Annotated in this window: 10 protein-coding genes and 1 riboswitch; of the genes, 4 read left to right on the top strand and 6 right to left on the bottom strand. The window is 65.5% G+C overall.

Annotation, left to right across the window (positions count from 1 at the left end):
- Positions 1-17: 17 nt before the first annotated feature.
- Entirely contained in the window at positions 18-791 is a 774-nt protein-coding gene (locus C8J98_RS12810; protein ID WP_107913580.1) for a class III extradiol ring-cleavage dioxygenase, read from the top strand.
- Between the two features lie 127 nt (positions 792-918).
- Here the strand turns inward: C8J98_RS12810 and C8J98_RS12805 are convergent, their stop codons facing one another.
- Positions 919-1695, bottom strand: coding sequence for an SDR family oxidoreductase (locus tag C8J98_RS12805; RefSeq protein WP_107913579.1), 777 nt, complete (start codon positions 1693-1695; stop codon positions 919-921).
- Between the two features lie 110 nt (positions 1696-1805).
- Here C8J98_RS12805 and C8J98_RS12800 point away from each other — a divergent pair, with 110 nt between their 5' ends.
- Genes C8J98_RS12800 through C8J98_RS12790 form a run of 3 tightly spaced genes read left to right on the top strand, consistent with a single transcriptional unit; the run spans position 1806 to position 4733 of the window.
- Positions 1806-2708, top strand: a complete 903-nt coding sequence (locus tag C8J98_RS12800) for a LysR family transcriptional regulator (protein WP_107913578.1) — start codon at positions 1806-1808, stop codon at positions 2706-2708.
- Between the two features lie 55 nt (positions 2709-2763).
- Positions 2764-3324: a DUF2239 family protein gene (locus tag C8J98_RS12795; protein ID WP_107913577.1), complete on the top strand. Its 561-nt coding sequence runs from the start codon at positions 2764-2766 to the stop codon at positions 3322-3324.
- The gene (locus tag C8J98_RS12790) at positions 3321-4733 is read left to right on the top strand and encodes an MATE family efflux transporter (RefSeq protein WP_107913576.1); all 1413 of its coding nucleotides are present in this window, start codon (positions 3321-3323) and stop codon (positions 4731-4733) included. The genes C8J98_RS12795 and C8J98_RS12790 overlap by 4 nt, the downstream gene beginning before the upstream one ends.
- Before the next feature lie 167 nt (positions 4734-4900).
- Here C8J98_RS12790 and C8J98_RS12785 read toward each other — a convergent pair whose 3' ends face one another.
- The 5 genes from C8J98_RS12785 to C8J98_RS12765 form a co-directional block, all read right to left on the bottom strand.
- A complete protein-coding gene (locus C8J98_RS12785) occupies positions 4901-8101 on the bottom strand; it encodes an efflux RND transporter permease subunit (RefSeq protein WP_107913575.1) in 3201 nt (1066 codons plus the stop codon).
- Positions 8102-8326: 225 nt separating this feature from the next.
- Positions 8327-10210 (bottom strand): TonB-dependent receptor, encoded by a 1884-nt coding sequence (locus C8J98_RS12780; protein ID WP_107913574.1) that lies wholly within the window; start codon positions 10208-10210, stop codon positions 8327-8329.
- A gap of 136 nt (positions 10211-10346) precedes the next feature.
- Positions 10347-10584: riboswitch (cobalamin riboswitch) on the bottom strand.
- A gap of 46 nt (positions 10585-10630) precedes the next feature.
- Complete coding sequence (nagA, locus tag C8J98_RS12775) at positions 10631-11776, bottom strand: N-acetylglucosamine-6-phosphate deacetylase (RefSeq protein WP_107913573.1); 1146 nt, start codon at positions 11774-11776, stop codon at positions 10631-10633.
- A 17-nt stretch (positions 11777-11793) separates the two neighbouring features.
- A complete protein-coding gene (locus C8J98_RS12770) occupies positions 11794-12828 on the bottom strand; it encodes an SIS domain-containing protein (RefSeq protein ID WP_107913572.1) in 1035 nt (344 codons plus the stop codon).
- 15 nt (positions 12829-12843) lie between these two features.
- Positions 12844-13596: a GntR family transcriptional regulator gene (locus C8J98_RS12765; protein ID WP_107913571.1), complete on the bottom strand. Its 753-nt coding sequence runs from the start codon at positions 13594-13596 to the stop codon at positions 12844-12846.
- Positions 13597-13821 lie beyond the last annotated feature (225 nt).

Raw genomic sequence — 13821 nt, 5'->3', positions numbered from 1 at the left:
CTTTTCAGGTATTCGCCATGCCCCGCGCGCCCGCTCTCTTCATTTCCCACGGTGCCCCGACGTTTGCGCTGGAGCCGGGTCTGCTCGGCCCGCGCCTGACCGACATCGGAGAGCGCCTGGCCAACGCCATGGCCATCGTGGTGGTCTCGCCGCACTGGCAGACGGGCGGTATCCGGGTGACCGGCGCAGCCACGCCGGGAACGATCCACGACTTCGGCGGCTTCCCGCCGCCGCTCTACGCGCTGACGTATCCCTCGCTGGGCTCGCCGGGGCTGGCGTGCGAGACGGCGTCGCTATTGATCGACGCAGGTTTCGTCGCGATCGTCGATCCCGAGCGCGGGTATGACCACGGCGCGTGGGTGCCACTGCGTTACCTGCGTCCGGATGCGGACATTCCGGTGATCCAGGTGTCGATGCCGCACAACCTCGACACCGCCGGGGCGCTGCGCCTGGGTAAGGCGCTGGCGCCGTTGCGTGAGCAGGGTGTCGTCGTCGTCGGCTCGGGGAGCCTTACGCATAACCTGTACGAAGTGCGGCGCGCCGGCGAGAACGCCGCGTATGCCAGCGACTTCGCGGCCTGGAGTCGCAGGGCCGTGCTCGAGCGCAATACCGACGCACTGCTCGATTACCGCCGGCTCGCGCCCAGCGCCATCCGCGCGCATCCCACCGAGGAGCATTACCTCCCGCTCCTCGTCGCTGCCGGTGCGGCAGGGAACGACACCCCCACCGCCATCGATGGGGGCATCACCTATGGCGTTCTCTCCATGGACTCCTACGCCTGGGGTTTGTAGGTCTTTGTGGGAGCCGGCTATGCCGGCGATGGACCCCGACTAAACCGCCCCGTTGGCTTGGCGATAGACCTCGGCTACACCGCTTCGTTGGCCTTTCGCCGCTGAAGCGGCTCCCACATTGTTCTTTTCAGATCTGGGCCTGGCCGCCATCGACGAACAGTTCGATGCCGGTGATGTAGCTGGCTTCGTCGGAGGCGAGGAACGAGACGGCCTTGGCTATCTCGTCCGGCGTGCCTGTACGGCCCAGCGGCGTGATGCTTTCCACGTAGGCGCTGTAGTCGGCGATCTGCTGTTCGCTCATGCCGAGTTCCGATGTGTAGGCCGGCGTGACGACGGTGCCGGGTGCGACGACATTGACGCGGATGTCGCGACCCTTCAGGTCGCTGGCCCAGGTGCGCGCAAACGAGCGGAGCGCCGCCTTTGTCGCCGCATACACGCCGAAGGCCGGCGCGCCCTTGATCGACACCATGGAACCGTTGAGCACGATGGCCGAGCCCGGGCCCATCAGTTCCAGCGCTTTCTGCACGGTGAACAGCGTGCCCTTCACGTTGATGCCGAAGTACTTGTCGAACTGCGCTTCGTTGATCTGGCCGAGCGGCGCGAACTCACCGCCGCCAGCGTTCGCGAAGAGGATGTCGAGGCGGCCGCTCGTTTCGCGGATGGTGGCGAAGATGCGGTCCAGGTCGGCGGCGCTGGCGATGTCGCCCTGGATAGCGGTGGCACCGATGGACGCGGCGGCGGCATCGAGTTCCGCCTGGCGGCGACCGGTGATATAGACGGTGGCACCTTCGCGGACGAAACGCTCCGCCGTGGCCAGGCCGAGGCCAGAGCTGCCGCCGGTGACGAGAACGATCTTGCCGGCATGGCGAGTGGCGTGGATGTTGCTGGTGGCAAGGGTGTGCATGGTCTTCGGCTCCGATAACCGCGGTGCGGTCGATACGCACAAGATGGTTATTCGGCGTTCGTGGATAAATAATGGAATCGCGATTTCATTATTCATGCCGGGAAACAGCCATGGACCATCTGCTTGCCATCCGTGTCTTTGGTCGGCTCGTCGAGACCGGCGGCTTTGGCCGCGCGGCGGATGCCCTGCGTATGCCCAAGTCCACGGTGACCAAACTCATCCAGGGTCTGGAGGCCGAATTGGGAGTGCGCCTGCTCGAGCGGACTACCCGGCGTGTCACGGTGACCGCGCACGGGGCCGCGTATTACGAGCGCACCCGTCAGTGGCTGGCGGAACTGGACGAGTTCGAGACCACACTGGCACGCGGCCGCAACAGTCCCATAGGCAACCTGCGTATCGACACCGGGGGATCGGTCGCGGCCGGCCTGATTATTCCGGCGCTACCGACATTCCGGGCGCGCTATCCGGGCATTCACATACAACTCGGAGTGACGGACCGCACCGTCGACCTGATCAGCGAAGGTATCGACTGCGCCATTCGCAGCACGGGGGACGACCCCAACCTGGTCACGCGACAGATCGGCGAGCTGTCCTGGACGCTTTGCGCAACGCCAGACTATCTTGCCCGGCGCGGCACACCCGCGGTGCCGGACGATATCGTCCGCGACGGCCACGACGTGGTCGGCTATTTTTCCGCCCGCAGTGGGCGCATGCATCCGTTGCGCTTTCGCGAGGGCGAGCGAACGTTCGAGATCGAGTTCACGGCCTCGATCGAGGTCAATGAAAGCAATGCGCATACCGCCGCGGCGATCGCTGGCCTCGGGCTCGCCCAGGCCCTCGACTTTACCGTCGCCGATCGCGTCGCCAAGGGAGAACTACTGCCTGTGCTGGCGGCATGGCAGCCCGCCCCACTGCCGGTCTATCTCGTCTACCCGCCCGATCGACGGCACAATGCGCGCCTGCATGCCTTCGCTGAGTGGCTCGCCGTCGAGGGTTTTACCCGGAAGTATTGACGAAGTATTTAATCCGGGTAATATCGCGGCATCGCACTGGATTATCGAGACACCCATGACTACCTTTATCGCCTTCGACGGCATGACGCGCCTTGCCGCGGGCTCGCTCGCGGCCGTTGTCGAGCGCTGCAAGCACCTGCTCGACGCCCAACCGGATGCCTCGCCCATCATCTATGACGACAGTAGCGGCCGCCCCGTCGATGTCGACTACCGCGGTACGACTCACGACGTGCTGGCCAGGCTCCCGGGCAACGAGGCGCCGGCCAAGCGTGGACCCGGGCGGCCGAAGCTCGGCGTGGTGGCACGCGAGGTGACGCTCCTGCCTCGGCACTGGGGCTGGCTCGCTGCACAGCCTGGCGGGGCGTCCGTCGCCCTGCGCCGGCTGGTCGAAACCGCAAGTCGCGAACGCGCACCGGCCGATCGCCTGCGCCAGGCCAGCGAAGCGGTGGATCGCGTGATGATGGCGCTGGCCGGCAACCTGCCCGACTACGAAGAAGCCTCGCGCGCCTTCCATCGGAACGACCGCGAGCGATTCGACGTACTCACCGACGCGTGGCCAGCGGATATCCGCGATTACGTGCGCCATCTCGCCGCGCGTGCCGGCGGTGAAGCATGACGTCGCCGGCATCACGTATCGCGCTGACCGAAGGCCCGATCGCCCGCACGTTGTTGCTGTTCTCGCTGCCGATCCTCGGCGCGAACGTGCTGCAGTCGCTGAACGCATCGATCAATGCGGTATGGGTCGGGCACTTCCTTGGGGAGTCCGCCTTCGCCGCTACATCCAACGCCAACCTGATCCTGTTCTTCCTGCTGGGCGTGGTTTTCGGCATCGGCATGGCGACGACGATCATGGTCGGACAGACCGTCGGCGCGCATGACATTCCCGAAGCGCGGCGCGTGGTCGGCACGGGCCTGGGCTTCTTCGTCGCGATCTCGCTGCTGGTCGCTATCGGTGGCTTCATCGCCACCCCGGCGATGCTTCGCGGCATGGGCACACCGCACGATGCGCAGCCCTACGCCATCGAGTACCTGCGGATCATCTTCGTCGCGCTGCCGGCGATGTACCTCTATACGTTTCTCGGTATGACGCTGCGTGGCGCGGGTGATTCGCGCACGCCCTTCGTCTTCATGCTGGTCTCGGTGATCCTCGACATCGCGCTCAATCCGCTCTTCATTTTCGGTCTGGGGCCCATACCGCGCATGGGTATCGCCGGCTCCGCCGTGGCGACGCTGATCGCACAGACCAGCACCTTGCTGGCCCTGCTCGCCTGGCTGTACCGGAAGAAGTATTTCCTCTGCATCCATCGCAACGAGCTGCGCTTGCTGGTGCCCGATGTCACCCTCCTGAAGAGCCTGATCGCAAAGGGACTGCCGATGGGTGCGCAGATGGTCGTGATCTCGTCGTCGGCGATCATCATGATGTCCCTGGTCAACCGGCATGGTTCCCAGACAACCGCCGCTTTCGGTGCCGCCTCGCAACTGTGGACCTATATCCAGATGCCCGCGCTGGCGATCGGTTCCGCCGTGTCGTCGATGGTCGCGCAGAACGTCGGGGCGAAACGCTGGGATCGTGTCGCCGGCATCGGCCGCGCGGGCGTGCTGACCAACTTCGCGCTCACCGGCACGCTGGTGCTCATCATCTACCTGTTCAACCGTGCCGCACTCGCGTTATTCCTTGGCAGTGACAGCTCGGCGATCGGTATCGCGCAGCACCTCAACCACATCGTGGTCTGGTCGTTCCTGCTGTTCGGTGTGACCTTCGTGATGTTCGGCGTGGTGCGCGCCACGGGCGCAGTGATGCTGCCGCTGGTCGTGCTGATCATCTCGATGTGGCTCGTGCGCTTCCCGTTCGCCGCCCTGCTGGAGCCGGTCATGGGTGCGGATGCGATCTGGTGGAGCTTTCCGGTGGGATCGCTCGTGTCGCTTGCGATCACGACGGTGTACTACCGCCGTGGCACCTGGAAGAAGGCGCATATGTTACCGGCCACGCCCCCGGTCATAGCCGAGGTCGAGCCGGTCGTCTAATCCCTGCTCTCTGTAGGAGCCGATTCATCGGCGATCCCGCGGCAGCGGGCAAGGGTGCGGCGAGCACCCAATCGCCGATGAATCGGCTCCCACAAGGAGCCCGGCTCCCACAAGGAGCCCGGCTCATGCCGTGAGCCTGCGCGTGCCTTATTGAGCCTGCGCGTGCCTTATGTGGGAGCCGCTTCAGCGGCGATGCCCGGATGTCCGCCGGCCTTCCTGATCTTCAACCAGACCTTATAGCGACGCTTCAACATACGACGATGCTTGCGCCGTGCCACGCGGATCTTGCGGTCGTGGTTCCACAGGTAGATGGCCGGCGTGCTGAGCAGGGTCAACAGCTGCGATACCAGCAGGCCGCCGACGATGGCGATACCCAGCGGGCGACGCATCTCCGAGCCCACGCCGAAGCCGATGGCCAGCGGCAGCGCGGCGCCCATCGCGACCAGGGTGGTCATGGTGATGGGGCGGAAGCGCACCAGCGCGGCCTGTCGGATCGCCTCCACCGGTGTCATGCCGTACTCGCGTTGGGCGACGAGCGCGAAGTCGACCATCAGGATAGCGTTCTTCTTCACGATGCCGATCAACAGCAGCACGGCGATGATCGTCATCAGCGTGAGTTGCTGCTGCGTGATCAACATGGCGAGGAAGGCGCCCGCGCCCGCGGCCGGCAGCGTCGAGATGATCGTCAACGGATGCCCGAGGCTCTCGTAGAGGATGCCGAGCACGATATAGACGGCGAGGATCGCACCGATAAGTAACACCATGCCGTTGGACTGGGCGTCTTTCAGCCGCTGGTTCGTGCCGGTGAAGTCCATGCGGATCCCCTCGGGCAGGTTGAGCTGGCGCACGGCCTCCTCGACCATGGTGTTGCCCTTGTCCGGGGTGACCTTCGGCGGAAGGTTGTAGGTGATGTCGGCCGACTCGAGCTGGTTCTGGTGAGTGATCGTGGTGGGCGTCGCGACCGGTGCGATTTTTGCAAGCGCGGACAGCGGCACCATGACGCCTGTGGCGCTCTTCACGTAGGTATTCAGCAGGGCGTCGGGGCTCAACGTTTGCGCCGCGGCTGCCGTGAGCACCACCCAGTACTGGTTGATGTCGGAGTAGATGATCGACACCTGACGCTGGCCGAAGGCGTTATAGAGGGCGGAATCGACCATGCCCATGCCAACCGACAGGCGCCCCGCCGAATCGCGGTCCACCTGGAGCATCTGCTGCTTGCCCACCACGTCGAAGTCGCTGCCGACGTCCTTGAATTCGGGAATGGTGCGCATCTTGCGCACCAGCTTCATCACCCAGGGCTGGAGATTCTCGCCGCCGGTACTGATCAACTGGAACGAATACTGCCCTCGGTTGCCGTTGTTGCCACCGCCGCCGAGGAACTGCACGGGACTCATGAACACCTGGACGCCGGAGAGCTTCTCGTAGTCCTTGCCCAGTCGCTCCATGATCTCCTTGATCGACTCCTTGCGATATTCCGGCCCGCTGCCCTTCGGCTTGAGATCGACGAACATCAGGCCGGAATTGCCGACGGCCGCACCGTCGTTGCCGCTGCCAAGAATGGTATTCACGTCGGCGACGGAGGGATCGTTCTGCATCATGTCGCCGACCCGCTTGAGGCGGCGCGACATTTCGTCGGGCGAGATGTTCGCGTCCGCTGTCACCTCGGCCTGCAGCATGCCGGTGTCTTCGTCAGGCATGAAATTACCGCCGGCGGTCTTCACCACGGCGAAGCCAAGCGCAAACGTCGCGAACAGAAGGATCAGCGGCTGCCAGCGCATCACCCGCCGATGCCGCATGGCCCAGTCGAGCGCGCGTTCGTAGGTGCCCAGAAGGCCACGATCGAAGCGCTCGAGCGCGCGCTCCCAGCGGCTTACCTTGCGATCGGCTTCGTCGTGCTTGAGATACCGGGCGCACAGCGCCGGCGTCAGGGTCAACGAGACGACGGCCGAGATCACTACGGCGGCGGCGAGCGTCACCGAGAACTCGCGCAGCAGCTTGGTGATCATGTTGTTGCCGAACAGCAGCGGCGCGAACACGGCGATCAGCGATAGCGTGATCGAGACGACGGTGAAGCCGATCTCGCGTACGCCTTCCAGCGAGGCCGGCATCGGGCCCGTTCCATTCTCCATGTGGCGAACGATGTTCTCGATGACCACGATGGCATCGTCCACGACGAAGCCGATGCACAGCACCAGCGCCATCAAAGACATGGTGTTGAGCGTGTAGCCGAGTGTCCACATCACCACGAATGCACCGGCCAGCGAGAGCGGCACGCTGAGCGTGGCGATCAGGGTGGGGCCGAGGCGGCGCAGGAACACCATCATCACCAGCACCACCATCACGATGCTGATGAGCAGCGCGACCTTCACTTCGTGCAGGGCCGACTGGGTGGTCTGCGTGAGATCGAAGATCGGGGTCACCACGGCATCGGCCGGCAACGACGACTGGAACCGCGGCAACGCAGCCCGGATCGCCTCGGCGGTCGCGATGGAGTTGGCTTCCGGCCGCTTGCTGATCTGCATGGTGACCGAGCGTTCGCCCTGGAACCACGCTGCCTGGTACTGATCCTGCTCGCCGCTGGTCACCTTGGCGATGTCCGACAGGCGCACCGGCACGTTGTTGCGCACGGCGATCAGGATCTTGGCGAAATCTTCCGGTTCACGCAGGCCATCGTTGGCCGTCACCGTCATCTGCGTGGCGCCGTCGGACAGCACGCCCTGCGGGGAATTCACGTTGGCCGCGTTCAGCGCATTGGAGACATCGTTGGCCGTGAGCTGCTTGGAGGAGAGTGCGTTGGTATCGAGCTCGATACGCACGGCATGCGGCGTGCCGCCGAACACCTGTACGCGCGACACGCCGTCGATCTGCTTCACGCTCGGCATGATCAGCGTATTGACCACGTCGAACAGCTTGTCCGGTGGCATCGTCTTCGAGGTGAAGGCCACAAGCAGGACGGGGATCTGGCCGGTGTCGAACTTGAAGTACTGGGGCGGCGTCGGCATGCCGGCCGGGAGGTCGGCCGCGGCCGCATTGATGGCCGCCTGCACGTCGCGCGCGGCGGCGTCGGTGCTGCGGTCCATGGTGAAACGGACACGAACGAAACCAGCCCCTTCGGAGCTGTTCGAGTACATCTGGTCGACGCCTGGAATCTGGCCGAGGTGGCGTTCCAGGGGCGCGACGATGGTCGACGCCATGGTCTGCGCGTTGGCGCCCGGCATCTGCGTCTGGATGAATACCGCCGGCACCTCGATCGAGGGCAGCGCCGCCACGCCCAGCAGCATGTACGCGATAGCACCGGCAAGGGTCAGCCCCGCCGCAAGCAGCGACGTACCGATCGGCCGGCGAATGAATGGTGCAAAAAAGTTCACGACACTTCCTGTGATCGCGGGAAGCATACCCGCGCCCGTGGACTTTATGACGGCAGCGCGACGGTGTCGCGTGTGCCTTTAGTGGGGGCCCTGCCGGAAGGCAGGGGTGCCTTGTTCATTTAGATCGAGGGAATCGCCGATGAATCGGCTCCCACAAAAAGCCCGGTACCTATCAGGCACAGGCAGCTGTTCTGTGGGAGCCGCTTCAGCGGCGATCGGTTCGCCTCAACGCGCCGGCGAATACCGCACGGTCAGGTAATACGTCCGGCCCAGCTGGTTGTAATACGCAGCAGTTTCATAGTGACGGTCGAACGCATTGGCCAGGCGACCCTGAACGCTCCAGTCGCTATCGACGTGCCACGTAGCACGCACATCGGCCGTGGCGTAACCACCAAGGCGCGTCGTATTGGCCGCATCGTCGTAGCTGTAGCCAGCCGCGTAGACCGAGCCGCCGACCGTGAAGGAGCCCAGGTCGCGGTCCACGTCGACACGCGCCGTGCGCTTGGGACGACGGGCGAGCAGGTTGTTGTACTCGTCGCCGCTGTCCCGGTCCTTCGGCTGCTGCAAGGTGGCGTAGCCACGCAGGTGCCAGCCGTCCACGTCCGCGCCCAGCTGCCCTTCCAGGCCGCGAATGCGCGCCTGGCTGACATTGATCGGCAGGAAGTTCGCGTCGAAGCCGATCAGGTCGTCCACCTTGGTCTGGTAGGCGTTGACCGCCCAGTTCCAGATGCCCGGGCGGGCCGACAGGCCGATCTCGGCCGTGCGCGACTTCTCGGGGCTCAGGTTCACCGGGGCGCCGTACGGGTAGTACTCGTCGTTGAAGGTCGGCGCATGGAACGCGGTGCCATAGGAGGCGGTGACCTTCATGCCGTTGTCGAAGCGGAAGCCGTACGCCGCCTGACCGGTGGTGTGGTTGCCGAACTGCGTGTTGTGGTCGTGGCGCGCCGAGAGCTGGATCTCATTGGCGCCGAAGATGCCCTGGTACAACGCGAACACGCCGGTGTTGTTGCGGGTGTCCTTGAGGTAATCCGTGTCGCTCTTCAGCTTCTCCTGCTGGTAGTCGACGCCGACGCTCAGGGTCTGGCCTGTCGCGAGGGTGATGTCGTTCTGCCAGGACGCCTGGTTGCGCCTGGAGTACAGGTAACCCACGCGTGCCTTGTCCACACCGTAGTTCACGAAGTCCAGGGTCTTGTCGGCGCCGTTGAGGTAGTTGTCGGCACGGTCCTGGTTCTGGCCCAGGCTGATCGACATGCGCCAGTTCTCAAGCGCGTTGAAGGCGAGCTTGGTGCCGGCGACCTGCTGCGAGCGGCGGGTCAGGTTCTGGAAGTCGCCGTCGTATTCGATGTCGCCCTTGCTGCGCAGCCAGCTCCCGGTGAGCTCGGTGCCGTCGTCCCAGCGGTAGCCGCCGGAGAGTGCGCCGTTGTAGGTGCGGTAGGCATCGTGGTCGGGCTCGTTGGTGAAGCAGCCCTTGAACACGTCGCCCGCGCCGACGCGGCAGGCATTGATACCCGAGGTGTACTGGCCACCGAGGCTGGCGTTGTACCAGCTGTGCTGGGTGCCACCGGACAGACCGAACTGGCCGTCGGTGTAGCCATGGCTGCCACCGGTGACTGAAAGCGACGGGGTCGGCGCTTCGCCGGCCTGGCCGTGGCGGGTGAAGATCTGGATGACGCCGCCGATGGCGTCGGAGCCGTACAGGCTCGACTGCGGGCCGCGGACGATCTCGATGTGGTCGATCTGGTCCACCGGCAGCTGCTCGTAGGCCGGGATGCCGGCACCGACGGTGCCGACGCGAACGCCATCGAGCAGGACCAGGGTGTGCGAGGAGTTGGTGCCGCGCATGAACAGCGAGGTCTGCTGGCCGATGCCGCCTGCGTTGGCGATGACGATGCCCGGCAGGCCGGTGAGCAGGTCCTGCACACTGACCGGCTGCAGGCGCTCGATGTCCTCGCGGGTGATCAGCGTGACCGGCGCGAGCACTTCATCGAGCGGCGTGGCCGCACGATTGGCGGTAACGACCACCGGGTCGAGCCGGTCGGCAGGAGCGTCGGCCGCGTGGGCGGCGGCGATGGACGACAGCAGGGCCATCGCGAGCAGGGTCTTCTTCATGGAGCCGTTTCCTTATTGCGTCGCTAAAGGCGACACGGAGGACAAACGGCGAACGGCATGCGGGCACGGATCGACCCGGAACGCTGTCCGGATCCGCCCTCCGCGAATCGCCCAACATAAAACGCCCCGCGATAGTCGCGAGGCGAATGCATCGGGCCGGTCTCCGGACTCACTTCAGCCACCTGCCGTGGCGGAACCCGGCGCCTTCCCGCTTTCGCAGTGGCGTATGGCCGGTTTCCGTAAAGACCTTCAGGCCTTCCTGTCGCTTACCGTTGCGGGGGCAGTGCCGGAATAGTCGCGAGGCGACGCACCGGCTTCCCGTTTCATCCCGCTGGCCTCAGGCCAGTCGGGACACCCGAACCGCGCCACTTTAGCGGGCCGTTGGGTTGGTGTCACGCGGATTTAACAACCGTATCGTCGTCAGCCGACCACGCGTACGCCGGCGATCCAGGTCTCCACGACGTCGTGGTTGTCGTCCATCACGACCAGGTCGGCGCGGTAACCGGCGGCGATGTGGCCATGGGTGGCGCCAAGACCGAGGAAGGCCGCGGGGTAGGTCGACGCCATGCGAGCCGCTTCGTCGTAAGGCACGCCGACCATGTTGATCGTGTTGCGCACAGCCGTGGCCATGTCCAGCGCGGAGCCGGCCAGCGTGCCGTCGGCGGTCTGGCAGACGCCGTCTTTCACCGTGATCGTCTCGCCCTTGAGCACGAAGGTCGGATCGTCCGAGCCGACCGGCGGCATGGCGTCGGTCACCAGCATCATCTTCTCGCGCGCCTTCGCCGCGATGGCGACGCGCAGCGAAGCCGGGTGTACGTGATGGCCGTCGACGATCAGGCCGCACCAGCTGGCCGGGTCCTCAAGTGCCGCGCCGACCACGCCGGGTTCGCGACTGGTGAACGGCGTCATCGCGTTGAACAGGTGCGTGAAACCGCGAATACCCGTGGCCAGTGCGTTGCGTGTGGTGTCGTAATCCGCTGCGGTGTGGCCGGCGGCGACGATCACGCCGTTGGCGACCAGTTCCTGCAGCACGGCGGCGCTGGCGCGCTCCGGCGCGAGGGTGAGCAGGGTCACGCCACCATGGCGGCGGGCGACCATCGCTACGTCACTCGCATCGGCGATGCGAAACTTGGCCGCATCGTGCACACCCTTGCGCTCGGGCGCGATGAACGGGCCCTCGAGATGGATGCCGAGCACGCCCGGTACGCCCTGCGCCACGGCGTCGTTCACGGCGTCGATGGCCTTCGCCATCACCTCGACATCGTCGCTGATGAGGGTCGGCAGGAAGCCGGTGGTACCGAACTTCGCGTGTGCCTCGCCGATGGTACGAATCGCATCGACGGTGGGCACGTCGTTGAACAGCACGCCGCCGCCGCCGTTGACCTGGCAGTCGATGAAGCCCGGCAGCAGGGTGCGGCCACCGAGGTCGTGGCGTTCCGCCGCGCGAACGCGCGGGTCGGACGGCAGAGCGAGTCCGGTAATCTTTCCATCGTCGATCAGGACGGCGAAGCCACCCTGGAATCCGTTATCGGTAAGGACGCGGCCGTTGACGAGGGCGAGGGTCATACGAGGAACTCCGTAGATCAGACGGTTTCCGTCACCTTGTTCAGGTGCGGCGGGACGTCGGGATTGAAGCCACGGCGCAGCGCGAGCGCGGCGGTGGCGCGATAGAAGCTCTGTACGGTGACCAGCACCGCGGCGATGGGCGCGGTGGCGACCAGCGGGAGGATGTCGTCGCCTGTGGCGCCCGGCGCGGCTACCCAGACCCTGGCGCCGCGCTTGCGGAACTCGGCGGCGACGTCGAGAACGCCGGGCAGCGTGTCGTCGTTCTGCGCGAAGAACAGCACGGGGAAGTCCGGACCGACCAGAGCCATCGGGCCGTGCTTCACTTCGGCCGCACTGAATGCCTCGGCGTGCAGGCCGCAGGTTTCCTTGAACTTCAGTGCTGCTTCGAGTGCGCCGGCAAAGCCGAAACCACGACCGACGACGAACAGGTTATGCGCATCCACCAGGCCATCGGTGAGCGCCGACCAGTCGGCGTTCCAGCCGTGACGGAGCTGGGCAGGCAGCGCGGTGATCGCGTCGGCGATCTCGGGCTTGCCACTCCAGCGTGCGGCGATATGCAGGATCGCGAACAGTGCACCGAGGTAGCTCTTGGTCGCGGCGACGCTGGTTTCCGGGCCGGCATGCAGCGGCACGACCACATCGGCGACAGCGGCCAGCGGCGAGTCCACGACGTTGACCAGGGCGACCACATAGGCGCCGGCCTTCTTTGCGGCCTCGGCATTGCGGACCAGGTCGGGGCTCTTGCCGGACTGCGATATGGCGACGTAGAGCGCGCCATCGAGGCGCTGCGCCGCGTGGTAGATCGAGGTGACCGACGGCGAGGCCGAGGCGGTGACGACACCGAGCTGGGTCTCGAACACGTACTTGGCGTACATGGCCGCGTGATCCGAGCTGCCGCGTGCGCAGGTGATGACCATGCGCGGCGGTGTGGCGCGCAGGCGTTCGGCCAGGGCACCGATCACGGCTTCGTTGTTGGCGAGTTGCCGCTCGACGACCTCGGCGGTCTCGTGCGCTTCGCGGAACATCAGGGTGTCTTGCGGCTGGATCGTCATGGTCTGGTTGGCTCGTTAGTCGCTTTGCAGCTCGGCGACGAAGTCATAGATGTCCCCGCGGTACCAGGAACAGGTGAATTCGACGATCCGGCCGTCGTCGAGGAAGCTGCGGCGTTCGATGCTGAGGCCCGCACTGCCCGCGCTCAGGCGCAGCAAGCGGGTCTGCGCCGGACCGAGCACTACCGCGCGCAGGCGCTGCAAGGCGCGAAGCGGACGGTTGCCCAGTTTGTCGAGGGCCTCGTAGAGGGAGTCCTCGACCAGGTTCGGATCGGGCAGGAGCGACAGCGGAACGGCGCTGCGCTCGATGGCCAGCGGTTCGTCGCCGGCGTAGCGCAGGCGGTGCAGGCGGACCACCTGGGTGCCCGGCGACAGGTTCATCGCCATGGACTCCTCAGGAGTGACTTCACCGATCGCGCGCTCGAAAAACTCCGAGCGCGGGTTGAGGCCGCGGGCACGAAGGTCTTCGGTGAAACTGGTCATCCGCGAGAGCGGCTTGACGATGCGCTCGGAGACGAAGGTGCCGGCACCGTGCCGCTGCGTGAGCAGGCCGTCCTCGACAAGGCCACCGATGGCCTTGCGCACGGTGACCCGGGACAGGGTGAGGGCCCGGGCCAGGTCGCGTTCGCTAGGCAGCGCATGGCCGACCTGCACCTCGCCGTTCTCGATCACGTTGCGGATCGCCCGGCGCAGGCGAATGTACGCCAGCGGCAGCCGGGCGGCCGGGTCGTGCTGCAGGCGCTGGTATTCGGCGACGAGGGCGATTTCCATTTCCTGAAGATACCAATACCTGACCACTGGGGCAAGCGCGTGCAAGTTCGCCCATACCACCGGGGGATTCAAACATTCGTTTGCACGATCCAAATGGGCTGTGGAAACGTTTCCGTTGGGTATTCATGCCGTCAATGGCGGCGAAACGCCGCGGCGATTGGTACGGGGCTGGTATGACCTGGTATGTCACTGGTACGATCCGGTGGCATCTTCCCTCGACTTTGA

Source organism: Luteibacter sp. OK325 (genome assembly GCF_003050935.1).
GTDB lineage: Bacteria > Pseudomonadota > Gammaproteobacteria > Xanthomonadales > Rhodanobacteraceae > Luteibacter.
Note: the sequence above shows the minus strand (reverse complement) of the source record. Positions and strands in the feature narration are given on the sequence as shown.

Coding starts and splice junctions, on each gene's coding strand:
- C8J98_RS12790 (WP_107913576.1), top strand. CDS start 3,321: ATGACGTCGCCGGCATCACGTATCGCGCTGACCGAAGGCCCGATCGCC.
- C8J98_RS12805 (WP_107913579.1), bottom strand. CDS start 1,695: ATGCACACCCTTGCCACCAGCAACATCCACGCCACTCGCCATGCCGGC.
- C8J98_RS12795 (WP_107913577.1), top strand. CDS start 2,764: ATGACTACCTTTATCGCCTTCGACGGCATGACGCGCCTTGCCGCGGGC.
- C8J98_RS12800 (WP_107913578.1), top strand. CDS start 1,806: ATGGACCATCTGCTTGCCATCCGTGTCTTTGGTCGGCTCGTCGAGACC.
- C8J98_RS12780 (WP_107913574.1), bottom strand. CDS start 10,210: ATGAAGAAGACCCTGCTCGCGATGGCCCTGCTGTCGTCCATCGCCGCC.
- nagA (WP_107913573.1), bottom strand. CDS start 11,776: ATGACCCTCGCCCTCGTCAACGGCCGCGTCCTTACCGATAACGGATTC.
- C8J98_RS12810 (WP_107913580.1), top strand. CDS start 18: ATGCCCCGCGCGCCCGCTCTCTTCATTTCCCACGGTGCCCCGACGTTT.
- C8J98_RS12765 (WP_107913571.1), bottom strand. CDS start 13,596: ATGGAAATCGCCCTCGTCGCCGAATACCAGCGCCTGCAGCACGACCCG.
- C8J98_RS12770 (WP_107913572.1), bottom strand. CDS start 12,828: ATGACGATCCAGCCGCAAGACACCCTGATGTTCCGCGAAGCGCACGAG.